This is a genomic window from Mesorhizobium sp. M1348 (genome assembly GCF_040317925.1).
In the GTDB taxonomy this organism is placed as follows: Bacteria; Pseudomonadota; Alphaproteobacteria; order Rhizobiales; family Rhizobiaceae; genus Mesorhizobium.
The window spans coordinates 18,788-40,271 of the sequence record NZ_JAMYLH010000024.1 but is presented as its reverse complement, the minus strand read 5'-3'; the positions used below and the strand labels follow the sequence as shown (position 1 = coordinate 40,271).

Annotated in this window: 22 protein-coding genes; 11 read left to right on the top strand and 11 right to left on the bottom strand. The window is 64.5% G+C overall.

Annotated elements, in window-relative coordinates; translation table 11 throughout:
• Positions 1 to 10 precede the first annotated feature (10 nt).
• Positions 11 to 502 (top strand): F0F1 ATP synthase subunit B, encoded by a 492-nt coding sequence (locus NKH13_RS27530; protein WP_352915794.1) that lies wholly within the window; start codon positions 11 to 13, stop codon positions 500 to 502.
• A gap of 247 nt (positions 503 to 749) precedes the next feature.
• Here NKH13_RS27530 and rnhB read toward each other — a convergent pair whose 3' ends face one another.
• Both rnhB and NKH13_RS27520 read right to left on the bottom strand, forming a co-directional pair.
• On the bottom strand, positions 750 to 1,445 hold the full coding sequence (gene rnhB / locus NKH13_RS27525) for a ribonuclease HII (protein ID WP_352720629.1): 696 nt from the start codon (positions 1,443 to 1,445) through the stop codon (positions 750 to 752).
• 168 nt (positions 1,446 to 1,613) lie between these two features.
• The gene (locus NKH13_RS27520; protein ID WP_352720627.1) at positions 1,614 to 2,768 is read right to left on the bottom strand and encodes a PA0069 family radical SAM protein; all 1,155 of its coding nucleotides are present in this window, start codon (positions 2,766 to 2,768) and stop codon (positions 1,614 to 1,616) included.
• Positions 2,769 to 2,919: 151 nt separating this feature from the next.
• Between NKH13_RS27520 and NKH13_RS27515 the strand changes: the two genes are divergently transcribed.
• Entirely contained in the window at positions 2,920 to 3,423 is a 504-nt protein-coding gene (locus NKH13_RS27515) for a glycosyltransferase (RefSeq protein ID WP_292664385.1), read from the top strand.
• Between the two features lie 182 nt (positions 3,424 to 3,605).
• Positions 3,606 to 4,580, top strand: a complete 975-nt coding sequence (locus tag NKH13_RS27510) for a phytanoyl-CoA dioxygenase family protein (protein ID WP_352720625.1) — start codon at positions 3,606 to 3,608, stop codon at positions 4,578 to 4,580.
• A gap of 32 nt (positions 4,581 to 4,612) precedes the next feature.
• On the opposite strand, the gene moaB is transcribed toward NKH13_RS27510, so the two are convergent.
• From moaB to NKH13_RS27480, 6 genes are all read right to left on the bottom strand, one after another.
• Positions 4,613 to 5,155 (bottom strand): molybdenum cofactor biosynthesis protein B, encoded by a 543-nt coding sequence (gene moaB, locus NKH13_RS27505; protein ID WP_352720623.1) that lies wholly within the window; start codon positions 5,153 to 5,155, stop codon positions 4,613 to 4,615.
• Positions 5,142 to 6,044 (bottom strand): 4-(cytidine 5'-diphospho)-2-C-methyl-D-erythritol kinase, encoded by a 903-nt coding sequence (locus NKH13_RS27500; RefSeq protein WP_352720621.1) that lies wholly within the window; start codon positions 6,042 to 6,044, stop codon positions 5,142 to 5,144. Before NKH13_RS27500 ends, moaB begins: the two co-directional genes overlap by 14 nt.
• A gap of 26 nt (positions 6,045 to 6,070) precedes the next feature.
• A complete protein-coding gene (locus NKH13_RS27495; protein WP_292665400.1) occupies positions 6,071 to 6,256 on the bottom strand; it encodes a hypothetical protein in 186 nt (61 codons plus the stop codon).
• An 81-nt stretch (positions 6,257 to 6,337) separates the two neighbouring features.
• Complete coding sequence (locus tag NKH13_RS27490) at positions 6,338 to 7,195, bottom strand: S49 family peptidase (protein WP_352456850.1); 858 nt, start codon at positions 7,193 to 7,195, stop codon at positions 6,338 to 6,340.
• 87 nt (positions 7,196 to 7,282) lie between these two features.
• Entirely contained in the window at positions 7,283 to 8,083 is an 801-nt protein-coding gene (locus NKH13_RS27485; protein ID WP_352720619.1) for a tRNA1(Val) (adenine(37)-N6)-methyltransferase, read from the bottom strand.
• Positions 8,083 to 8,307: a putative signal transducing protein gene (locus tag NKH13_RS27480; protein WP_023674082.1), complete on the bottom strand. Its 225-nt coding sequence runs from the start codon at positions 8,305 to 8,307 to the stop codon at positions 8,083 to 8,085. The genes NKH13_RS27485 and NKH13_RS27480 overlap by 1 nt, the downstream gene beginning before the upstream one ends.
• 160 nt (positions 8,308 to 8,467) lie before the next feature.
• On the opposite strand from NKH13_RS27480, the gene NKH13_RS27475 reads away from it, so the two are divergent.
• Positions 8,468 to 9,484: a polyprenyl synthetase family protein gene (locus NKH13_RS27475; protein ID WP_352469050.1), complete on the top strand. Its 1,017-nt coding sequence runs from the start codon at positions 8,468 to 8,470 to the stop codon at positions 9,482 to 9,484.
• Between the two features lie 27 nt (positions 9,485 to 9,511).
• Here the strand turns inward: NKH13_RS27475 and NKH13_RS27470 are convergent, their stop codons facing one another.
• Positions 9,512 to 10,945: an MFS transporter gene (locus NKH13_RS27470; protein ID WP_352720617.1), complete on the bottom strand. Its 1,434-nt coding sequence runs from the start codon at positions 10,943 to 10,945 to the stop codon at positions 9,512 to 9,514.
• Positions 10,946 to 11,050: 105 nt separating this feature from the next.
• Between NKH13_RS27470 and NKH13_RS27465 the strand changes: the two genes are divergently transcribed.
• The 3 genes from NKH13_RS27465 (at position 11,051) to NKH13_RS27455 (ending at position 14,777) form a co-directional block, all read left to right on the top strand.
• The gene (locus NKH13_RS27465; protein WP_352720615.1) at positions 11,051 to 11,656 is read left to right on the top strand and encodes a TetR/AcrR family transcriptional regulator; all 606 of its coding nucleotides are present in this window, start codon (positions 11,051 to 11,053) and stop codon (positions 11,654 to 11,656) included.
• A gap of 210 nt (positions 11,657 to 11,866) precedes the next feature.
• A complete protein-coding gene (locus NKH13_RS27460; RefSeq protein WP_352720695.1) occupies positions 11,867 to 13,645 on the top strand; it encodes a tetratricopeptide repeat protein in 1,779 nt (592 codons plus the stop codon).
• Positions 13,646 to 13,709: 64 nt separating this feature from the next.
• Positions 13,710 to 14,777, top strand: a complete 1,068-nt coding sequence (locus tag NKH13_RS27455) for a glycine--tRNA ligase subunit alpha (RefSeq protein ID WP_352720613.1) — start codon at positions 13,710 to 13,712, stop codon at positions 14,775 to 14,777.
• Here NKH13_RS27455 and NKH13_RS27450 read toward each other — a convergent pair.
• Positions 14,774 to 14,947: a hypothetical protein gene (locus tag NKH13_RS27450; RefSeq protein ID WP_352720611.1), complete on the bottom strand. Its 174-nt coding sequence runs from the start codon at positions 14,945 to 14,947 to the stop codon at positions 14,774 to 14,776. The two genes, NKH13_RS27455 and NKH13_RS27450, sit on opposite strands and share 4 nt — an antisense overlap.
• A 263-nt stretch (positions 14,948 to 15,210) precedes the next feature.
• On the opposite strand from NKH13_RS27450, the gene glyS reads away from it, so the two are divergent.
• Together glyS and NKH13_RS27440 are read left to right on the top strand one after the other, a co-directional pair.
• A complete protein-coding gene (glyS, locus tag NKH13_RS27445) occupies positions 15,211 to 17,805 on the top strand; it encodes a glycine--tRNA ligase subunit beta (RefSeq protein ID WP_352720609.1) in 2,595 nt (864 codons plus the stop codon).
• A gap of 132 nt (positions 17,806 to 17,937) precedes the next feature.
• Positions 17,938 to 18,240 carry an ATPase gene (locus NKH13_RS27440; RefSeq protein WP_352720607.1) on the top strand — a complete coding sequence of 101 codons (303 nt, stop codon included), beginning with the start codon at positions 17,938 to 17,940 and terminating at the stop codon, positions 18,238 to 18,240.
• A 75-nt stretch (positions 18,241 to 18,315) separates the two neighbouring features.
• Here NKH13_RS27440 and NKH13_RS27435 read toward each other — a convergent pair whose 3' ends face one another.
• Positions 18,316 to 18,708, bottom strand: a complete 393-nt coding sequence (locus tag NKH13_RS27435) for a hypothetical protein (RefSeq protein ID WP_352720605.1) — start codon at positions 18,706 to 18,708, stop codon at positions 18,316 to 18,318.
• A gap of 200 nt (positions 18,709 to 18,908) precedes the next feature.
• On the opposite strand from NKH13_RS27435, the gene NKH13_RS27430 reads away from it, so the two are divergent.
• Positions 18,909 to 19,898 (top strand): L-threonylcarbamoyladenylate synthase, encoded by a 990-nt coding sequence (locus tag NKH13_RS27430; protein WP_352720603.1) that lies wholly within the window; start codon positions 18,909 to 18,911, stop codon positions 19,896 to 19,898.
• Positions 19,899 to 19,907: 9 nt separating this feature from the next.
• Entirely contained in the window at positions 19,908 to 21,338 is a 1,431-nt protein-coding gene (locus NKH13_RS27425) for an FAD-binding oxidoreductase (RefSeq protein WP_352720601.1), read from the top strand.
• The last annotated feature ends 146 nt before the right edge of the window (positions 21,339 to 21,484 follow it).

Below are 21,484 nucleotides of genomic sequence, written 5' to 3'. Positions count from 1 at the left end.
GGAGCGCATCATGGACGCCACATCTCTCGCGACGCTTTGGGCAACCGTTGCCCTCGTAATCTTCCTCGGCATTGCCATCTACATCAAGGTGCCGGGCATGATCGCCAAGGCGCTCGATGCGCGGGCCGACAAGATCAGCTCCGAGCTCGAGGAAGCGCGCCGGTTGCGCGAAGAGGCCCAGCAGCTGCTCGGCCAATACCAGCGCAAGCGCAAGGAAGCCGAGCAGGAGGCCGCGGCCATCGTCGCCGCCGCCAAGCGCGAAGCCGACATGCTTGCCGCCGAGGCGCACAAGAAGACCGAGGACTATGTCGCCCGGCGTACCGCCTTGGCCGAGCAGAAGATCGGCCAGGCCGAGCGCGAGGCGATCGGCGAAGTGCGCGCCAGCGCCGTCGACATCGCGGTCGAAGCCGCGCGCGCGCTGCTGGCCGGCAAGATCGACGCCAAGGCCGGCGCCGGCCTGTTCAACGCCTCGCTGCAGGATTTGAAGTCGAAGCTGAACTGAACGGCTGCATCAACAAGTCATCGAAAGCCGCCTGAGAAACCTGGCGGCTTTTTTGTTAGCGAAAGCAGAGCGCGTAATCTCCCCCCTCGAGGGGGAGATGGCCGGCAGGCCAGAGGGGGTCGCCGCGCGTGGAGCGCCAGCCATTTCTGTCGTTCAACATGGTGTCGCGCCAGGACGTACCGACCCCCTCTGTCGCCTTCGGCGACATCTCCCCCTCGAGGGGGGAGATTACGCCTGGCCGGATCGCTCAATCCAGGCCCGAAAGGCCCTCTTCCTCCAGCACCTCGGTGCCGCCGAACCGGAACGGCGCGAAGGAGGCGCGGTGCAGCCGCGCCACTGGTCCATGCAGATCGATCGCCGTGCGATGGCGGACAGTGGCGTAGCCCATATGCAACTCGAAGCCGTAATGCACATGATGGCTGCCGCAGCCGCACATCATGCGGTCGCGCATCACCTTGGCGACGATCGAGGCTGCGGCGATCGACTGCGAGCGCTGGTCGCCCTTGATCAGCGCTCTGCCCTCGCAGGGCAGGCCAGGCGGCACGTCGCGGCCGTCGGCCAGCGCCAGCTTCGGCCGGATTGACAGGCCTGCCACGGCACGGCGCATCGCTTCTAGGCTGGCCTTGAGGATGTTGGAGGCATCGATGCCTTCGGCGCTGACCGAGGCCATCGATACGGCGAGCGCGGAGCCGAGGATTTTCAGGAACAGTGCCTCACGCTGCAAATGCGTCAGCCGCTTGGAATCATCGAGGCCGTCGGGGATGTTGGCGGGATCGAGAACCACCGCTGCCGCCACGACCGGCCCGGCGAGCGGGCCGCGGCCGGCCTCGTCCGTTCCCGCCACCGGCCACAGGCCTTCGGCCATCGCCTTCGTCTCGAAGGAGAAGTCGGGTCTCTCGACGATTTCGAAGAGAAGCGGAGAATCGGAACGCGGGCGAGCCATGGTGCGGCGAGGTTCGCATCGGCTCCGATTCTCCGCAAGTCCCTCCGGGTCGGGCGGGGCACCGGACCAGGAGGGGGCTACCGTCTGCAAGCCCGGGGACAGGACAGGCCGGACGGGATTTTTTCGCCTGCTGCCGGCCGTTTCAATCGGCTGGCGCGAGACGCTTTGTCACAGCAGCATCAGCTGCTCGGTTGCCTTGGCAGCAGGGATGAACCGGTCGGTCCTCAGCGAGCGCCGCTCGGCATTGAGGCCGAGCCGTTTGGCAGCGATCTCGAAGCGCCGGCCGATCTGCCAGGCATAGGGGCCGGAGCCTTTCATGCGCTTGCCCCATTCCGAATCGTAGTCCTTGCCGTCGCGCATCGAACGGATCAGCGACATGACATGGCGATAGCGGTCGGGATAGTGGCGCAGCAGCCAGTCCTTGAAGATCGGCGCGACCTCCAGCGGCAGGCGTAGCAGCACATAGCCGGCCTCGCGCGCGCCCGCTGCCTGCGCCGAATCGAGGATGCGCTCCATTTCCGGGTCGGTCAGTCCGGGGATGATCGGCGCGACCATCACCGAGGCCGGAATGCCGGCGTCCGAAAGCTGCCTGATCGCCTCCAGCCGCTTAGTCGGCGTCGACGCGCGTGGCTCCATGGTGCGCGCCAGCATGCGGTCGAGCGTCGTCACCGACAAGGCCACCTTGGCCAGCCCGCGTTCCGCCATGCGCGACAGAATGTCGATGTCACGTGTCACCAGCGCCGATTTGGTGACGATGCCGACCGGATGCCCGCGCGCCTCCAGCACTTCGAGGATCTCGCGCATGATCCGGTATTGCTTCTCGATCGGCTGGTAGGGATCTGTATTGGTGCCGATGGCGATGGTGCGCGGCTGGTAATTATCCCTGGACAATTCCTTGTCGAGCAGCCGCGCCGCATCCGGCTTGGCAAACAGCTTCGATTCGAAATCCAGCCCCGGCGACAGGCCCATGAAGCTGTGCGTCGGCCGCGCGAAACAATAAACGCAGCCATGTTCGCAGCCGCGATAGGGATTGATCGAGCGGTCGAAGGAGATGTCCGGCGATTCGTTGCGCGTGATGATGGTGCGCGGCTTCTCGACCTGTACCTCGGTCTTGAACGGCGGCAGCTCCTCCAGCGAATTCCAGCCATCGTCGAACACATGCCGGCTGACCGGCTCGAAACGGCCAGACGGATTGATGCCCGCCGACCTGCCGCGATTGCGGTCCGGGCGGACGCGCATGCCGCTCTGCTCGATCATCGCATTCGCCATCTCTGCCCTGCCAGCGCCGAAGGCGGCAATGTCGGCACGCACGATCTGTTCCATTTTGGCCCTTTCCCAGGGACTGTCCGCCCGTTGTCGAATCGCTCTGCTCATGAATGTATTCCTATCGCATCGATGAGAACAAAGCAAGAACTTTCTCGCAGCGCGCCGCAAAAACTGGCGCTGCCCACCGCTTTCCGCTATTCGGCTAAACATGCTCAGCGTCCTGATCGAAACCTTGAATGACGAGGAGGGCCTTGCCCGCACGCTCGCCTCGCTGATCGGTGGCGCGGTCGAAGGCGTGGTGCGCGACGTTCTCGTCTGTGACACCGGCTCGACCGATCAGACGCACCGCGTCGCCGAACATGCCGGCTGCCACTATGTCAGCGGCGGCATCGCCGCCGGCATCAGGCAGGCCAAGGGCGACTGGCTGCTTTTGCTAGAACCAGGCGCGCGGCTGGGGGAGGGCTGGATCGACGAGGTCGTCGCCCATACCGCCAGGCAAACCATGGCGGCGCGGTTCTCGCGGGCTCGCGGCAGCCGCGCGCCCTTCCTGTCACGCGTCTTTGCCGGAAATCGCGCTCTCGCCGAAGGCTTGGTGATCAGCAAGCGTCAGGCCGCGGCGCTGTCGAAGAACGCCCGCAGCGCCGAAGCGATCGCCCGCGGCCTGGCGACCAGGAGGCTCCACGCCGAGATCTGGGTCGCGCCGCGGAAGTGACGGCTTACCGTCCCGGTTCAGGGGCCCAAGCAAATTTTCTGGCGGCTCGTCGTTTATTGTGCATTGCACAAAATCTGGCCGGGCGTTACCATTCCCAGCGATATGGGCGAATAGGGTTTGGGGTGTGCCGGAGCGGCGACGGCTAACGTCGATGCTGTTCCCTCGACATTTTGAGGACCCCGATGACCCTTTCAAGCCCTGAAAAGTCCGGCGCTGCAAGCCTCGAGGCGATCGCACGCAACGGCGGTACGCTGCGCCGCATCGCCGCCCGCATTCCGACCTATCTTTCGGACCTTCGCGAGAATCCGGCATGGCTGCCAATGTTCATGCTGGCGCGCACCATGCCGGCGCGGCGCCTGCACTGGCGCGGTGCGAAGCCCGTTCCGCCGGCGCGCAATGTCGGTGAAACGATGTTCGCCGGCGTCGATCGCGATGCCGTCGTTGGCGCGCTGCAAACGGAGGGGCTCTATTCGGGCCTGATGCTGCCGGCCGCCATCCATGAGGAGATCGCCAGCTTCGCCGAGCACACGCCATGCTTCGGCAATTTCGACCGCCGGCTGGAATTCCTGCCCGAAAAACACGCCGATGCCGAAAAGCATTTCGGCCGTCCGCTGCTCAGCGGCCATTATTTCGAGCGGGTCCTCGACTGCAGCGCTGCGGTCGCCGTGCAGCGCGATCCGCTGCTTCTCGACATCGCGGCGCACTATCTCGGCAGTCAGGCCAAGCTGATCACCACCCGCGTCTGGTGGAGCTTTCCGACCGGTGGCGTCTCGGACGCCGACAAGAACATGGCCTCGCTCGGCAAATACCATTTCGACCTCGACGACTGGCGCATGCTGAAGTTCTTTTTCTACCTGGTGCCGGTCGACGCCGACACCGGGCCGCATGTCTATGTCCGCGGCTCCCACAACCGCCGCATCCTGAAGCACCAGCTGACGCTGCTAGTCGGCCATTCGGCGGAAGAGGTGCTGGGCGTCTATGGCGAGCAGAGCCCGGTTACGCTGACCGGGCAGGCCGGCCTCGGCTTTGTCGAGGACCCGTTCGGCTTCCATATGGGCACCGTGCCGACGCGCACGCCGCGGCTGATGATGGAGGTTGGCTTCGGCGTGTCGCCGCCCTCGCGCCGCCGGTTTCACGGTGAGCCGGTCATTCGCTGAAGGGATCAGCCGGCTGACCCCCTTGGCTCGCTTCAGCCGCGCCGCAAATGCTCGTCCAGGCGCGGCATGATCTCGACGAAGTTGCAGGGCATGTGCCGGTAGTCGAGCTGCGGCTTCAAGATGCCGTCCCAGGCGTCCTTGCAGGCGCCCGGCGAGCCCGGCAACACGAAAACAAAGGTGGCATTGACGACGCCGCCGGTTGCCCGGCTCTGGATCGTCGAAGTGCCGATCTTGTCGTAGGAGATGCGGTGGAACACTTCGGAAAAGCCGTCCATGCGCTTTTCGAAGCTCGGCTCCAGCGCTTCCGGCGTCACGTCGCGGCCGGTGAAGCCGGTGCCGCCGGTGGTGATGACGACATCGATCGCTTCGTCCTTCGACCAGCCCAGGACCTTGTCGCGGATCTTGTCGCGGTCGTCGGTGACGATGTCGCGGGCGGCGAGGATATGGCCGGCCTCGGCAATGCGGTCGGCCAGCGTCTGCCCGGATTTGTCGTCGGCGAGGCTGCGCGTATCGGAAACGGTCAGTACCGCGATGCGCACGGGAACGAAGGGGCGGCTCTCGTCAATCCTGGCCATGGGCATCAGCCTCCGATGTCACGCTTCGCGTCGCCGCGACAAACCAGCCTGGATGGCGGCTGCGAATATCGACGGCCGCGCGCTTGGCCACATTGCCGGTCTCGAACAGGCCGAAGCAGGTGGCGCCGGAACCGGACATCCTGGCAAAACCGGCTCCGGCCTTGTTCAGCACGGAAAGCGCCTTGCCGATGGCGGGCTGGATTGCGCGCGCCGCAGGCTCGAGATCGTTGCGGGTGATCTCCAGCCAGTTGCGGATGCTGTGGAAGTCGAGGTTGCGCGGCAGCGGCGGCAGCCCCGCATTGTCGCGGCGGCCAAGCGCCTCGAACACGTCGGCCGTCGAGACGGCAGTGCCGGGATTGGCGAGCACCAGACCCAGCGCCGGGAAACCCGGCACGAGCGTCAGCTCGTCGCCGATGCCGCAGGCGATCAGCGGCTTGGCGGCGAGGCACATCGGCACGTCGGCGCCGAGCGACAGGCCGATCCGCGCCAGTTCGGCATCGCCGACATCAAGTCCCCAGATCTGGACCAGCGCGCGCAGCACAGCCGCCGCATCGCTCGATCCGCCGCCGACGCCGGACGCGACCGGCAGGTTCTTTTCGAGCCTGATGGCGACAGCCGGCGCGTGCTGGGGACCGGCCTCCCGCCGCAGCGCGTCGCGCGCTTTCAGCACCAGGTTACTATCGTCGGCCGGCACCGCGGAGGCGTATTTGCCGGACACCGAAAACCCATCGCTGTCGGCAAGTTCCGTCTCGATGCGGTCGCCGAAGCGCGTGAACACAGCCAGGCTTTCGATCATGTGATAACCGTCGGCGCGCCGGCCGGTGACGTGCAGCGCGAGATTTATCTTGGCATGCGCATGCGACGCCCGAATGCTGGCCCCGGAATTCATTGGCTCGGCCGCGAGGGGGACGACGGTCAATCCTTGGCCAGACGGTATTCGCCGGTCTTCGGATCCTTGACCAGTGTTCCCATGGTGCCGTTGGCCGTCTGCTTTTCGGCCCGACGTACCTTGGCGGTCACCCGCTCGGCTTCCCTGACGAAGGAGCGGTAGCCGAAATAGGCGGCAATGCCGACGACGGCGAAGAAAATGATCTGCGGCATGTCAAACTCCTCCCTCGCAAGGCCGGCAAGGCGGCCGGTCGGGTCGGTTGATGATTTATGCTAGACGTTTTCACCGGCTTTTCAAAGCCCGAAGCGCGCCCACAGCGCGCGCTCTTCCGCCGCATCGATGACGCCGCTTGCCGCGGCGGCGGCGATATCGGGCGCCGAAAAGCTCGAGCCGAACAGGCCGAAGCGGCCGAACAGGCCGCGCGGCGCGGTGATCAGCTTGAGCTGGGTCTTCGGCCCAAAACGGCTCTTCAGCACGCTGCGCATGTCGCCGAGCGCATCGACCAGCCCGAGCTCTAGCCCCTTCTTGGCCGTCCAGAACAGGCCGGTGAACAGGTCGGGATCGTCCTTGAGCTTGCTGCCGCGCCTGTCCTTGACGAGATCGATGAAGGTCTCGTGGACCTCGAGCTGCAGCGCCTTCAGGCGCTCGACGTCTTCCTTCTTTTCCGGCTTGAACGGGTCGAGCACCGCCTTGTTCTGGCCGGCGGTGTGAACGCGGCGCTCGACGCCAATTTTCTTCAACAGCTCCGGAAAGCCGAACGAGGCCGACACCACGCCGATCGAGCCGACGATGGAGGACGGGTCGGCAAAGATCTCGTCGCCGGCGACAGCGATCATGTAGCCGCCAGATGCCGCCACGTCCTCGACGAAAACCAGGACCTTCTTGTTCTTCTCGCTCGCCAGGTCGCGGATGCGCCTGAAGATCAGCCGCGACTGCACCGGCGAGCCCCCTGGCGAATTGATCGAGATGGCGACCGCCGGCGCGTCGAATGAAAACAGCTTTTCGAGAAGGCCGGCGGTGGAAGCGAGCGACAGGCTGGGCCGGAACTGACCGCCGCCGGGCATGATCGTGCCGTGCAGCCGGATGACTGGAATGGTGACGACGGTGGAGCGCCAGGATTTCGGCAGCAGGCGGTTGAAAAGACGTTTCACGAGGGGGCGGTCTCCGGTCGATTTGCTTGAGGCATGTAGGAATTCGCCGGCCAACGGCAATGCCGTCGCCCTGGCAATCAGAATGGATCAGTCTCCGAACAGCGACGCCAGCCCGTTATTGATCAGCTCTGCCCGCTCCGAAGGGCCATTGCCTGAATAGGCATGCAGCATCAGCGGCGGCTGGATCGACAATTTGCCGCGTGCGCCGAGTGCTGCCCGGACGACGATGCGGATCGCCGCCGCTTCCGGGCGAGGGTGGACGGCCAGCATCTCGGGGTCGCCGAAGCGGCCGGCAATGGCATCGAGGATGGCGCCGAGCTGTTCCGGCCGGGCGATGACGGCCAGCCCGCCGCTCGGCCTGACCACCGCGGCCGCGCTGCGGATCCAGCTGTCGAACAGCCCGTCCTCCGAGACATGCGCGGCCTTTCTCAGCGGATCGGGCGTCGCGCGATCCTCTGCGGCATTGAACGGCGGGTTCATGATGACGAAATCGAAGCTGTTGTCCTCGAGGCCGGCGGCCGCTCGCGCCCGGCCCGACAGCGCGACATCGGCGACGAGCACCGAGGCGCGGTCGCTGAGATGCGCATTGCCAGGATGGGCAAGCGTGGTGGTGGCGAAGGCCGCCATTTCCGGGGAACGCTCGACAAGCACGGCCTCGGCAGCGGGGCAGCGCGACAGTACCGCCAGGCCGGCGGCACCGGCACCCGCGCCAAAGTCGGCTAGCCGCCCAGCGAAGGAGGACGGCACGGCAGCCGCCAGCATCATCGCATCCATGCCGGCGCGGTGGCCGGCCTTTCTCGGCTGCACCAGCCAGAAGCGACCGCGATGGAAGGCGTCGACCGTATGAGCCGGCATGTCCGGGACAAGGGCAGCGGGCGACGCGGACATTATTTTTGGCGGATCTCGTTGGCGATGCCGGCATCCGTCAGGATGCGCCGTGCCGCATCGGCCTTGTCTGCGTCCACCATGACACGGCGGGGCAGGATGCCGATCGAGCCGTCGAGCACGCTCATGTTCTGGTCGGCGACGAAACAGCCGATACCGGCATCGCGCATCAGCGATTCGACAAACGAAATGATGACGGCGTCGTTGGTGCGGATGAGCTCTATCATCGGATGAAACTCGCAGTTTGCGGCGTTGATGTAAACGTAGGCGTGATCATGTACCAGAGCCGGCGCGCCAATTCGCCTCTTGCCGCGCCGGTGGGTGACACCCTAGAGTTTGTCCAGGGACCATGTTGCCGTCGTGCATATCGAGGTTGGGAGTTTTGCCGTGGGTGTCGTTCTCAATATTGAAAACGGGAAGCGCGAAGCCGCCTCGATAAAGGACCTCATGGACCTGACCGCGGCCGACATGGGGCGCGTCAACAAATTGATCCTGTCGAAGGCCGGCTCCGATGTCGAGATGATCCCGGAGATTGCCAACCATTTGATCTCATCCGGCGGCAAACGGCTGCGGCCGATGTTGACGCTCGCCGCCGCCCAGATGTTCGGCTATTCCGGCGACGGCCATGTCAAGCTCGCCACATCGGTCGAATTCATGCATACCGCGACACTTCTCCACGACGACGTCGTCGACGAAAGCGGCATGCGGCGCGGCAAGAAGACCGCCCGCATGATCTGGGGCAACCAGGCAAGTGTTCTGGTCGGCGATTTCCTGCTCGGCCAGGCCTTTCGCATGATGGTCGATGTCGGCTCGCTGGAAGCGCTCGACATCCTGTCGAGTGCGGCCTCGGTGATCGCCGAAGGCGAGGTGATGCAGCTTGCCGCCGCCAAAAACCTCGAGACCACCGAGGACGAGCATTTCGCGGTGATCAAGGCCAAGACCGCAGCGCTGTTCTCCGCTGCCGCCGAAGTCGGCCCGGTCATCGCCCAGGCGACGCGCAACGATCGCGCAGCACTCCGCTCCTACGGCATGAATCTCGGCCTTGCCTTCCAGCTGATCGATGACGCGCTGGATTACGGCGGCACCAGCAAGGATCTCGGCAAGAATGTCGGCGACGATTTTCGCGAGGGCAAGGTGACGCTGCCGGTGATCCTCGCCTATCGGCGCGGCACCAAGGCCGAGCGCAGCTTCTGGAAACGCGCCATCGAGGACAATGCCGCCGACGATGCCGGGCTGGAGAAGGCCATCGGCCTGATGCTCCGCCACGGCGCGATTGCCGACACCATCGGGCGCGCCCGCCATTTCGGGGAAATCGCCCGCGACGCGCTGGCGCCGCTCGAAGCGACGCCGCAGAAATCGGCGCTGATCGACGTCATCGATTTCTGCATCAGCCGGGTGAACTGAGAGGCGTCGGCGCCCCCGCGCCTGTTCTCATCGCCCCTTTGCCGGAAGCACCATTGCTGCCAGCAGGCTGACGACGATGCCCGCCGCCGCGAGCCAGAAGGCGACTTGGATGCCGTCGGCGACGGCAATTTTCAAAGCATCGCCTGACAATTCGCCGATTTGGCTGTTCGCAATCGCAATCAGCACGGCCATGCCGATGGCGTTGCCGACATTGAGCGTCGTCGAAGCCATCCCCGAGGCGACGCCTTGCTGGTCATGGGCAACACCGGAAGCGGCGGCAATCCACATTGCGGTCCAGACGATGCCTTGTCCCACGCCGGAGACGATCAGGCCAGGTACCAGGGACAGATAGCTGCTCTCCGCGCTCGCGCCTGATACCATCAATGCTGTGCCGACCGCGCCGACGATCATGCCGCCGACCAGCGTGCTGCGTGTCGAAAAACGCGTTGCCAGACGCTCGCCGGCTTGCGTGCCGGTGGCGATGGCGACCGACGGCACGAGAAAGGCGAGGCCCGTCTGCAAGGCGGTGAAGCCGTGCACGTTCTGCAGCAGCACGGTGAGGAAGTAGGGCAGCGCGCCGAAGGTCGCCATGTAGAGGAAGGTGATCGTCATGCCGGCGACAAGGCTGCGGTTGTGGAACAGGCGCAGCGGCATCAGCGGATCGGCGCTGTTGGCCTCGATCACGGTGAAGGCGATCAGGAAGAATGCCGCCAGTGCCGCGCTGACGATGATTGCGGTCGAGCCCCAGCCATATTCGGGCCCCTGAACCAGGGTGAAGACAAGCAGCGTCGCGCCGGCGGTGACGGTCAGTGCGCCCGGCAGATCGAAGCTGCGCTGCTCGTGCGGCTTGCGATCGCGCGGGATGATGGCGAAAGCCGCGATGATGGCGATCCCAGCCAGCAGCACGTTGACGTAGAAGACCGACGGCCAGCCGAAGGCGCTGGTCAGAAACCCGCCGGCAAGCGAACCGAGCGTCAGGCCGCTGGCGCCTGCGCCGCCCCAGACCGCGAGCGCCCGGTTGCGTTCCGCTCCCTCGGCGAACAGGCGGTTGATCAGCGACAGCGTCGCAGGAAACAGGAACGCGGCGCCGATGCCTTGTACCGCGCGTGCCGCGATGATGATTTCCGGCGACCATGCGAGGCCGCCGACAAGCGACGAAAGCGCGTAGAGCCAGAGCGCGAAGATGAAGACGCGGCGCTGGCCGATCAGGTCGGCAGCCCGGCCGCCGAACAGCAGGAAGCCGCCGGTGAACACGGTATAGGCGCTGACCACCCACTGCAGGGTCTGGCCTGAAAATCCGAGGCCGGCGCCGATCTCCGGCAACGCCACGAACACGATGTTGAGGTCGAGCGAGATGATGAGCTGCGCGAAGGCGAGGAGCGCCAGAGTTGCGCCGTGTTTCGCCCTGCTTGCTCCTTGCGTTATCGCCCCGAGCGGCGCGCCTTGATCGAGTGAACTCATGCCGGTCTCCTTGTCGACAATTATTTAATGATCGACAAAGAATTGAAATTTGCAATCCGAAGTCAAGCGGATTATTTGTTGATCGACAAAAAATTGGAGACCGCCATGGCAGGCAGGCCAAGGGAATTCGACCGCGACCAGGCGCTGGAGAAAGCCCGTGACGCCTTCTGGAGACGCGGCTACGAGGGCACCTCGATGGCCGATCTCGTATCGGCACTTGGTCTCGCATCGGCGCGCATCTATGCCGCCTTCGGCTCGAAGGAGGACCTGTTTCGCGAAGCGGTGGCGCTTTACGAAGCCAATGAGGGCGGCTTCGCCACGCGCGCGCTAGAGGAAGAACCAAATGTCCGGCGCGTCATCGAGCGCATGCTTCGCGACGCCGTCGAAATCTATACGAGGCCGGGTCGGCCGCAGGGCTGCATGGTGGTGACGGCCGCCACCAATTGCGCCGTCGAAAATGACGCCGTGCTGCAATGGCTGGCGGAGCACCGGCTGGCGCGCACCGCATCGATCGTCGAGCGGTTGAAGCAGGCCGTGCGCGATGGCGAATTGAAGCCGGATACCGATGCCGAGGCGCTGGGTGACTATTACGCCACGCTGATGCACGGCCTTTCGGTCCAGGCACGCGACGGCGTGCCGAAAAAGCGGCTGCACGATCTTGTCACCGTCGCCATGCAAGCGCTCGACGCAAGGCTTTCGCAAACGTCCTGAGTTTCAGGGCCGTGACGCCTGTTTCTCATTGCCGGATTGTGGCAATGCGGTCGTGCGACCTCTTTCGGCATGGTTTATTAATTGCTTGACCCGATTGTGAATTCGGGCCGGGTTGAAGCACGACCCCAAAAAGGCCATGCTTTACCTGTAAAGATCGAGTCTACGGCGATCCCGCTGACGCGGAGATGGCGTTTGGCTGAAAGGGATATGATGCGGCAAGGATATGCGCGCTGGCTGACGGGGCTGGCAATCGCGACGGGCATGGCGATCTCGGCTTTGCCGGCGCATGCCAAACAGACCGCCGAGCCGGTCAGGATCACATCCTTCTCGGGAGCCTATCTCGCCGCGCGGATTGCCGAAGGCGACAACGACCTCGACAGCGCCATTTCCTATTACAAGCAGGCGCTTGCGTTCGATCCGAACGATACGGGACTGCAGCAAAGCCTGATGCTGTCGCTGATCGCGCAGGGGCGCTTCGACGAGTCCCTGGTCTATGCCGACAAGCTCAAGGCGGTTCCCGACGTCGAGCGCTTCTCGCGCCTGGCGCTGGCCATCGATTCCTTCCACAAGAAGGATTTCTCCAAGGCCGAATACTGGCTCAAGCTGTCGCTCGAATCCGATCTCGACCGCCTGATCTCCGGCGTCATGACCGGCTGGGCCAAGCAGGGTGCGGGCGACGCCGGCGAGGCCATGGCTTCCATCGACAAGCTGCAGGGCCCCGACTGGTTCAGCCTGTTCAAGTCCTTCCACCGCGCCTTGATTGCCGACGCCTCGGGCCTGCCCGACAGGGCGGATGCGCTCTACACCGCCACCCTGCAGGACACGGCGGCAGGCGGTGCCGCCCCCGAAACATGGATGCGCAGCGCGCAGGCCTATGCCTCTTTCCTCGCCCGCAAAGGCGACAAGGCCAAGGCGCTGTCGGTGCTCGACAAGGCCGAGACGTTTGCGCCCGGCAAGGTCGAGATTGCAGCGCTTCGCGACAAGATCAACAAGGGCGAAAAAAAGATCCAACCCTTCGCTGCCGGCCCGTCGGACGGCGCCTCGGAAATCCTGCTCGATCTCGCCACCGCGCTCAACCGCGGCGGCGGCGAGCCGTTCGTGCGGCTCTATCTGCAATACGCGCTGGCGCTGAGGCCCGACAACGACGCGGCGCTCGTTCAGCTCGCCGCCGTTGCCGAGCAGTTGAAGGACGGCGAGGGCGCCATCGCGCTCTATCGCCGCATTCCGGCCAGTTCGCCGCTGAAGGAGCTTTCGGACCTGCAGCTTGGCCTCAACCTTGCCGATCTCGACCGCAACGACGAGGCGATCGCTCACCTCAAGGCCATCGTCGATGCGCATCCAGACGACATGCGCGCGTATCTGGCGCTCGGCGGCGTCTATTCCTCGAAGGAGGATTTCCGCTCCGCCGCCAATCTTTACGACAAGGCGGTAGAGGTGCTGAAGACGCCGACCGCCGCCAACTGGAACATTTTCTACCAGCGCGGCATCGCCTATGAGCGGCTGAAGGAATGGCCGAAGGCCGAGCCGAATTTCCGCAAGGCGCTGGAGCTCTACCCCGACCAGCCGCAGGTTCTGAACTATCTCGGCTATTCCTGGGTCGACAAGAACATGAACCTCAAGGAAGGCCTCGCGATGATCCAGAAGGCCGTCGACCTGAGGCCGAGCGACGGCTACATCGTCGACTCGCTGGGCTGGGCCTATTACCGCCTTGGCCAGTTCGACGACGCTGTGCGCGAAATGGAACGCGCCGTTTCGTTGAAGCCGGAGGATCCGGTGCTCAACGATCACCTCGGCGACGCCTACTGGCGCGTTGGCCGCAAGCTGGAAGCCACCTTCCAGTGGAACCAGGCCCGCGACCTGAAGCCGGACCCGGATGTGCTTGCCACCTTGCAGCAGAAATTGATGAAGGGCCTGCCGCCGATCGAATCCAACACGGCGCAGGAAACCCCGAACGTAAAGCCCGAGCCGGCGCCCGCGCCGAAGGGGTGACCCCATCGCCTTGACGGTCGCGGAGCGGCACTCTACGAGGTGCCGCATCCCGCCGGAGGCCGCCGTGACCGTTGATATCCCTGCCCACATGCATCCCAGCCGCTCGTTCCAGGGGCTGATCCTGACCTTGCATAATTATTGGGCGGACTATGGCTGCGTCGTCCTTCAGCCTTACGACATGGAAGTCGGCGCCGGCACATTCCATCCGGCAACGACGTTGCGCGCGCTCGGCCCAAAACGCTGGAACGCGGCCTATGTCCAGCCCTCGCGCCGCCCCAAGGACGGCCGCTATGGCGAGAACCCGAACCGGCTGCAGCACTATTACCAATACCAGGTGATCCTGAAGCCCAATCCGCCCAATCTGCAGGAGCTTTACCTCGGCTCGCTGGCCGCGATCGGCATCGATCCGCTGCTGCACGACATCCGCTTCGTCGAGGACGACTGGGAAAGCCCGACGCTGGGCGCCTGGGGGCTGGGCTGGGAGTGCTGGTGCGACGGCATGGAGGTCTCGCAGTTCACCTATTTCCAGCAGGTCTGCGGCATCGAATGCGCACCGGTAGCGGGTGAGCTCACCTACGGGCTGGAACGGCTGGCCATGTATGTGCAGGGCGTCGACAATGTCTACGACCTCAACTTCAACGGCCGCGAAGGCGCCGACAAGGTGACTTATGGCGATGTCTTCCTGCAGGCCGAGCAGGAATATTCGCGCCACAATTTCGAATTTGCCAACACCGCGATGTTGCTGCGCCATTTCGAAGACGCCGAAGCCGAGTGCAAGGCGCTGCTACAAGCCGGCGCGCCCATCTCCCCCCTTGAGGGGGAGACGCCCGCGAAGCGGGCAGAGGGGGTCGCCTCAGAAGGCACCACAAGCCAGGCGTCGAGCACTGCACGGGCGACCCCTCCCGGCCAGACTTTGTCTGGCCACCCTCCCCTCAAGGGGGAGGGATACCACCGCCTGGTATTCCCGGCCTACGACCAGTGCATCAAGGCCAGCCATGTCTTCAACCTGCTCGACGCACGCGGCGTGATTTCGGTCACCGAGCGCCAGAGTTACATCTTGCGGGTGCGCAATCTGGCCAAGGCCTGCGGCGAGGCATTTTTGCTGACTGACGCTGGTGGGCTGGCGGCTTAGCTCCAGGCGATTTCGACGGGAGCGCTGATTTGTAACGCGCCCTGGCCACTGGAGCCGGCCATTGTCCGCAGCGCTTGCCTGACGCCCGGCATCGTGAACGTGCCATGGGCCTGCGCTGCAAAACAGGCGCTTAGCGCGAGGATCTGCAGGAATGTCGATGCCGTTTTCATGGTCGTCCAGCCAATAGCTCTCTGCCTGAGCGTTGGTCGCTTCAGCGCTGCGTTCGGTTCATGGAAATCTTTGATCCAAGGACGGGCGGACCGGCGCGTGTCCGACAGGCGGCTGAATTTTTTCGGAAATCGCCGTTGGACGCCTTGATCTTGCTGGGAAGGGTGACAGCAGCCGACCGAGTTGCTATGCCCCGCTTACCTCCGCCTCGATGGGGGAGGACGCCGCGAAGCGGCGGCTGTTTTTTGTCGCGTGAGCTCTTTCAATGCCTGACCTGCTTCTAGAACTTCGTTCCGAGGAAATCCCCGCGCGCATGCAGCGCAAGGCGGCCGGCGACCTGAAGAAGCTTTTGACGGACGGTCTGGTCGAAGCCGGGCTGACCTATGAGGCTGCGCGCGAATATTGGACGCCGCGCCGGTTGGCGCTCGACATCCGCGGCCTGACCGCCCGCTCGAAGGACATCAGCGAGGAGATCAAGGGGCCCTCGACCAAGGCCCCCGAGCAGGCGGTGCAAGGTTTTCTGCGCAAGGCCGGCCTTGCCTCGATTGCCGAGGCGCATGTTCATTCCGATCCGAAGAAGGGCGACTTCTACGTCGCCCATATTTCCAGGCCGGGCAGACCGGCGGAGCAGATCATCGCCGAGCTGGTGCCGGGCATCATCCGCAACTTCCCCTGGCCGAAATCGATGCGCTGGGGGCCGGCTTCGGCCAAGCCCGGCTCGCTGCGCTGGGTGCGGCCGCTGCAATCGATCCTGTGTACCTTCGGCCCCGAAACCGAGGAGCCGGTGGTGGTCGATTTCGAGATCGACGGCATCCACTCCGGCAACGTCACCTACGGCCACCGTTTTCATGCGCCGGGCGCCATCACGGTGCGCCGCTTCGACGATTATGTCGCGAAGCTGGAGGCAGCCAAGGTCGTGCTCGATGCCGACCGGCGCAAGGAGATCATTCTTGCCGATGCCAGGAATCTTGCCTTCGCCAGCGGGCTCGACCTCGTCGAGGACGAGGGGCTGCTGGAGGAAGTGTCGGGCCTGGTCGAATGGCCCGTCGTGCTGATGGGCGAATTCGAGCAGGATTTTCTGGCCATTCCGGCCGAGGTGATCCGGCTCACCATCCGCGCTAACCAGAAGTGTTTTGTGACGCGGCCGCACGCCGGCGAAGAGCTCTCCAACCGTTTCATACTGACCGCCAATATCGAGGCCAAGGATGGCGGCAAGGAGATTGCCCACGGCAACGGCAAGGTGGTGCGCGCCCGCCTGTCCGACGCGCTCTATTTCTGGAAGACCGACCAGGGCGACCTGCCGGATCTCGACCAGCTGCAGGCATCGACGGAAAAGTTTGGGCTTGATCTCAAAAAGCCGCTCGACCAGCGCATGGCCCGCCTCGACCATCTCAATGTGACGTTTCATGCCAAGCTCGGTACGCAAGGCGAGCGGGTAGAACGGATTGCGCGCTTGGCCGAAGAACTGGCACCAATCGTGGCGCAGTCGATCTCCCCCCTCGAGGGGGAGATGGCCGGTAGGCCAGAGGGGGTCGCTTCGCGTGAAGCGCCGGCATCCTCTGTCCGCGATAGAGCGTCGCGTCAGGACGTGCCGACCCCCTCTGTCGCCTTCGGCGACATCTCCCCCTCAAGGGGGGAGATTACCGCGCTCGCTCGTCGCGCTGCCGTCCTCGCCAAGGCCGACCTCACCACCGAAGTGGTTGGCGAATTCCCGGAACTGCAAGGCGCCATGGGCCGCAAATACGCGCTGCTGCAGGGCGAGCATCCTTCTGTCGCCGCCGCGATCGAGGAACACTACAAGCCGCAGGGACCGTCAGATCGTGTTCCCACCGATCCGGTTTCGATCGCAGTAGCGCTCGCCGACAAGCTGGATACGCTGGTTGGATTCTGGGCGATCGATGAAAAGCCGACCGGATCGAAGGACCCCTATGCGCTGAGGAGGGCGGCGCTGGGCGTGGTCAGGATCTTGGTTGAGAACGGCGTGAACATTTCGCTTCTCCGTTCGATGATGTCTCCGATAGTAGCGGCATATATGAAATTCCAACGTGACGGATCGCAGCCTTACCTTGAGGCCGCAGATCGACTGACGTCAGCTGGTCTTGCTACAACAACTTACAGAGCTGAAGTTTATGACCGCCTTGTAGGGCTGTCTGGAAAAGAGGCCTTCGCCGAAAAGACGCCTGAGATGGCGTGGCGCTTGAGTCACGACCTCCTCTCCTTCTTCCACGACCGCTTGAAAGTCTACCTCCGCGACCAGGGCGCGCGGCATGATCTGATCGACGCGGTGCTGGCGGCAGGTTCGCGCCCGATCTCCCCCCTCGTGGGGGAGATGTCGGCGCAGCCGACAGAGGGGGGCGCTGTCCCGCCGGCCTCTCGGCGCGAGGCACCCCCCTCTGCCCTGCCGGGCATCTCCCCCTCAAGGGGGGAGATTGGCCAAAACGACGACCTGCTGCAAATCGTCCGCCGGGTCGAAGCACTCGGCTCCTTCCTCGACACCGAGGACGGCAGGAACCTGCTTGCCGGCACCAAGCGCGCCGCCAACATCGTGGCTGCCGAAGAGAAGAAGGCGACGGCGATTGCAAGCAGCGTTGAGCCGGCTCTGTTCCGGGAGGACGCAGAAAAAATACTGTTCGCGGCGGTGAATCAGGCCGAGAGGCAAGCCGGCGAAGCAATTCAAAACGAAGACTTTTCCGCCGCCATGCTGGCGCTTAGCCTGTTGCGCGAGCCGGTTGATTCATTTTTTGAGAAAGTCCTCGTAAACGATGAGGACCAGGCGGTGCGCGCCAATCGCCTGGCATTGCTCGCCCGCATCCGCGCGGCGACCGACCGGGTCGCGGACTTCTCGAAGATAGCCGGCTGACATCGGCGAAAAAATCATCGCTTACCGGCCATTCGAGCCGGCTTACAGTCATACGCCGATGATCTGTGCGTGGCAAAAGGAACGTGTTCCCAACCCACGGAGGCTTCCATGAATTCCGCTCACGACATCGAAGTGACAGAAGAGACCGAGACGCTTGAACCCACCTCCGAAACGACGCTCGACGAGGCCGCTGCCGCCGCCATCGAGGCTGCCGATCTGTCGGATGACGAGGACGGCGACGATGAAGACACCGACAAGGAAGCTACTGAAGACGATAAGTCGGCTACCCTCTCCGACGACGACGACGACGATGACAACGAGGAAGAGGAAGACGACGAGGACAGCGTGAAGGCCGAAAGCGCCGTCGGCGAAAAAGACGCTGACGGCGACGAATCGGACGACGCCGACGATACGGACGAAGAAGAAGCGGCCTGAGACTTCACGCCGCTTCAGTCAGTAAACCAGGGCGGCGCTTTCGCGCGGCCCTGGTTTCCGGCGCTGCTTCAGGCGCTATTTCGGCTGGTCGGGAGCTGCTAGCGGCGCCGGCTGCGGCGCTACGGGCTCGGGGGTTTTGCTGGCGACCTTTGGGTCGGCTTTGCTGTCCGCGGCGGGCGCGGCAGCGGTGGCCTGCGCGGCTTTGGGCGCGGGCGTTGCAAAGGCGTCGCCGACGATACCGCCGCGAATGATCATCGGGCTTCCGGTGAAGCCATGACTCGGCTGGCTCGGGATTGCCGCGACCTTTTCATCGGTGACGGTTTCATTGACGTTGGGCGATTTCTCGCCGAGCGCGACGATCGACGGTGTTTTCGCGCGCTCGACAGCGCCCACCGCACCAACCACAGAAGGCGCCCCCGTCGTCTGCCCAAGAAAAACCAGTGACGAGGCCTGTGCCGTGCCGGCCATAAACGCCAGACCAAGCGCTCCAACGATACGCATCGAAAGCATCATAATTCCCCTTGCCCAACAAGACGGCACCCTAGCCGAGGGCAATTGATGCCGGCTTGCGGGGAAACATCGCATTTTAGCGATTTATCATTCGCCAACCCTGGGCTTGCTCGCCCGGCCTCGCCGTATTAGGCACCCGCATCCGTGAGGTGACGACAGTGGCTGAAATTCGTGCCGTCGGCGAGGCGATGGAAAGGGCGTTGGCGCTGCTCGAGAGCGGCGATGTCGTCGCCATACCGACCGAGACCGTCTATGGGCTGGCCGGCGACGCGACCAATGGCGTTGCCGTGGCCCGCATCTTCGAAGCCAAGGGCCGCCCGCGTTTCAACCCGCTGATCGCCCATATAGCCGATCCGGCGATGGCTGAGCGTATCGCGCTGTTCGATCCGCTGTCGGAAAGATTGGCGCAGATATTCTGGCCGGGGCCGCTGACGCTGGTGCTGCCGCAACGGCCCGGCAACGGCATTCATCCGCTGGTCACCGCAGGGCTGGACACCATCGCGCTGCGCATGCCGAAAGGCTTTGGCGGCGAGCTGATCGCCAGGTTCGGCCGCGCGCTTGCGGCGCCCAGTGCCAATTCCTCGGGCAGGATCAGCGCTACGACGGCGGAAGCCGTGGCCGCCGACCTCGGCCCCAGGATCAAGCTTGTGGTCGATGGCGGCGCGACGCCGGTCGGGCTGGAATCGACCATCCTCAAGGTCGAAGCTGGAAAGCTGCGGCTGCTGCGGCCGGGCGGCATTGCCGCCGAAGAGATCGAAGCGGTCGCCGGGACAAAGTTGCTGCGCGGCGCTTCGGTCATCGAGGCGCCCGGGATGCTCGCCTCGCACTATGCACCAGGTGCGGCGGTGCGGCTCAATGCTGCGGAGGTCGCACCGGGCGAAGCCTTGCTGGCCTTCGGTGGCCGCCGTGCCGAAGGCTGGCGCGATGCAGCCGCACTGCGTAACCTGTCGGAGACCGGCGACCTGCGCGAGGCGGCAAGCAATCTCTTCGCCCATCTGCAGGATCTCGATCGCAGCGGCGCCAAAACCATCGCCGTCGAGCCGATCCCGTTCGACGGCCTGGGCGAGGCGATCAATGACCGGCTTTCGCGCGCCGCCGCCCCGCGTGACAAGATCGCCCCTCGTGACAAGATGGATTGGGCACCATAGTTTCCACCTATGAACGACATTTCCCCCGACCTCGACCCCGCCGTCGTCGCGCGCTTTGCGACAATCGTCGGTGACAAATATGCGCTGCGCGATCAGCAGGACATCGCGCCTTACCTCGCCGAGCGGCGCGGACTTTGGCATGGCAGGACGGCTCTGGTGCTGAGGCCGGGGACCGTCGAGGAGGTCAGCCGCATCATGCGGCTGGCGAGCGAAACGGGCACGCCGATTGTACCGCAAAGCGGCAACACCGGGCTGGTCGGCGCCCAGGTGCCGGACGCGTCCGGCCGCGAGATCGTGCTGTCGCTGTCGCGGCTAAACCGCATCCGCGAGATCGATACCCTGTCCAACACGGTGACGGTCGAAACCGGCGTCATCCTGCAGACGCTGCAGGAAGCGGCCGATGCCGCCGACCGGCTGTTTCCGCTGTCGCTTGCCGCGCAAGGCTCCTGCCAGATCGGCGGCAATCTCTCTTCCAACGCCGGTGGCACCGGCGTGCTTGCCTACGGCAATGCGCGCGAACTCTGCCTCGGCGTCGAAGTGGTGCTGCCGACCGGCGAAGTGTTCGACGATCTGCGCAAGCTGAAGAAGGACAATACCGGTTATGATCTGAAGGACCTGTTCGTCGGCGCCGAGGGTACGCTCGGCATCATCACCGCCGCCGTGCTCAAGCTTTTCCCCAAGCCCAAGGGGCGCGAGGTGGCGTTTGCCGGCCTGTCATCGCCGGAGGCGGCACTGTCGCTGTTCAGCCTGGCGATGGACCGTGCAGGGGCAGCGCTCACCGCCTTCGAGCTGATCGGCCAAAGGCCCTACGACTTCACGCTACGCCACGCACAAGGCGTAGTGCGGCTGCTGGCCGGCGATTGGCCGTGGTATGTGCTGATGCAGATCTCGTCGGGCCGCTCGGCCGAGGATGCACGGGCGCTGATCGAGGAGGTGCTGGAGGCAGGCCTCGAGCAAGGGATCGTCGGCGATGCGGTGATCGCGGCAAGCATGGCCCAGGGCGACGCGTTCTGGAATTTCCGCGAGGTGCTGCCCGAGGCGCAGAAACCGGAAGGTGCCTCGATCAAGCACGACATCTCGGTGCCGGTGGCGTCGATCCCGCCCTTCATCGAAAAGGCCGCCGGCGCCGTGCAATCGGTCAGTCCCGGCGCACGCGTCGTCTGCTTCGGCCACATGGGCGACGGCAATCTGCACTACAACATCTCCCGGCCGGTCGACGGCGATGACGAGGCGTTTCTCGGCCTTTACCACGTCATGAACAAGGCCGTGCACGACGTCGTGCGCTCGTTTCACGGCTCGATCTCGGCCGAGCACGGCATCGGCCAGTTGAAGCGGGACGAATTGATCGCGACGGCGCCGACAATGGCGATCGAGCTGATGCGCAGGGTGAAGGCCGCGTTCGACCCGGCCGGCATCATGAATCCGGGTAAGGTTATCTGATCCTTTCGCCGGCCTGCGCCGGTTCGCATTCCGATAACCATCCGCCCCGGATCAGCAAAATTTAACCGACTTTCTTAAGCGCGAGGATAAGAAGCTCGCGCTAATGTTTCTCCACAACGAGGCTGGGAAAACCGGCCCGGAGAACC

Bases quoted from the DNA above. Each gene is read 5' to 3' on its own strand.
- NKH13_RS27515 (WP_292664385.1), top strand. From the start codon at position 2,920: ATGCTCAGCGTCCTGATCGAAACCTTGAATGACGAGGAGGGCCTTGCC.
- NKH13_RS27465 (WP_352720615.1), top strand. From the start codon at position 11,051: ATGGCAGGCAGGCCAAGGGAATTCGACCGCGACCAGGCGCTGGAGAAA.
- NKH13_RS27450 (WP_352720611.1), bottom strand. From the start codon at position 14,947: ATGAAAACGGCATCGACATTCCTGCAGATCCTCGCGCTAAGCGCCTGT.
- NKH13_RS27470 (WP_352720617.1), bottom strand. From the start codon at position 10,945: ATGAGTTCACTCGATCAAGGCGCGCCGCTCGGGGCGATAACGCAAGGA.
- glyS (WP_352720609.1), top strand. From the start codon at position 15,211: ATGCCTGACCTGCTTCTAGAACTTCGTTCCGAGGAAATCCCCGCGCGC.
- rnhB (WP_352720629.1), bottom strand. From the start codon at position 1,445: ATGGCTCGCCCGCGTTCCGATTCTCCGCTTCTCTTCGAAATCGTCGAG.
- moaB (WP_352720623.1), bottom strand. From the start codon at position 5,155: ATGGCCAGGATTGACGAGAGCCGCCCCTTCGTTCCCGTGCGCATCGCG.
- NKH13_RS27485 (WP_352720619.1), bottom strand. From the start codon at position 8,083: ATGTCCGCGTCGCCCGCTGCCCTTGTCCCGGACATGCCGGCTCATACG.
- NKH13_RS27460 (WP_352720695.1), top strand. From the start codon at position 11,867: ATGCGGCAAGGATATGCGCGCTGGCTGACGGGGCTGGCAATCGCGACG.
- NKH13_RS27530 (WP_352915794.1), top strand. From the start codon at position 11: ATGGACGCCACATCTCTCGCGACGCTTTGGGCAACCGTTGCCCTCGTA.
- NKH13_RS27425 (WP_352720601.1), top strand. From the start codon at position 19,908: ATGAACGACATTTCCCCCGACCTCGACCCCGCCGTCGTCGCGCGCTTT.
- NKH13_RS27500 (WP_352720621.1), bottom strand. From the start codon at position 6,044: ATGAATTCCGGGGCCAGCATTCGGGCGTCGCATGCGCATGCCAAGATA.
- NKH13_RS27480 (WP_023674082.1), bottom strand. From the start codon at position 8,307: ATGATAGAGCTCATCCGCACCAACGACGCCGTCATCATTTCGTTTGTC.
- NKH13_RS27495 (WP_292665400.1), bottom strand. From the start codon at position 6,256: ATGCCGCAGATCATTTTCTTCGCCGTCGTCGGCATTGCCGCCTATTTC.
- NKH13_RS27520 (WP_352720627.1), bottom strand. From the start codon at position 2,768: ATGGAACAGATCGTGCGTGCCGACATTGCCGCCTTCGGCGCTGGCAGG.
- NKH13_RS27510 (WP_352720625.1), top strand. From the start codon at position 3,606: ATGACCCTTTCAAGCCCTGAAAAGTCCGGCGCTGCAAGCCTCGAGGCG.
- NKH13_RS27435 (WP_352720605.1), bottom strand. From the start codon at position 18,708: ATGGCCGGCACGGCACAGGCCTCGTCACTGGTTTTTCTTGGGCAGACG.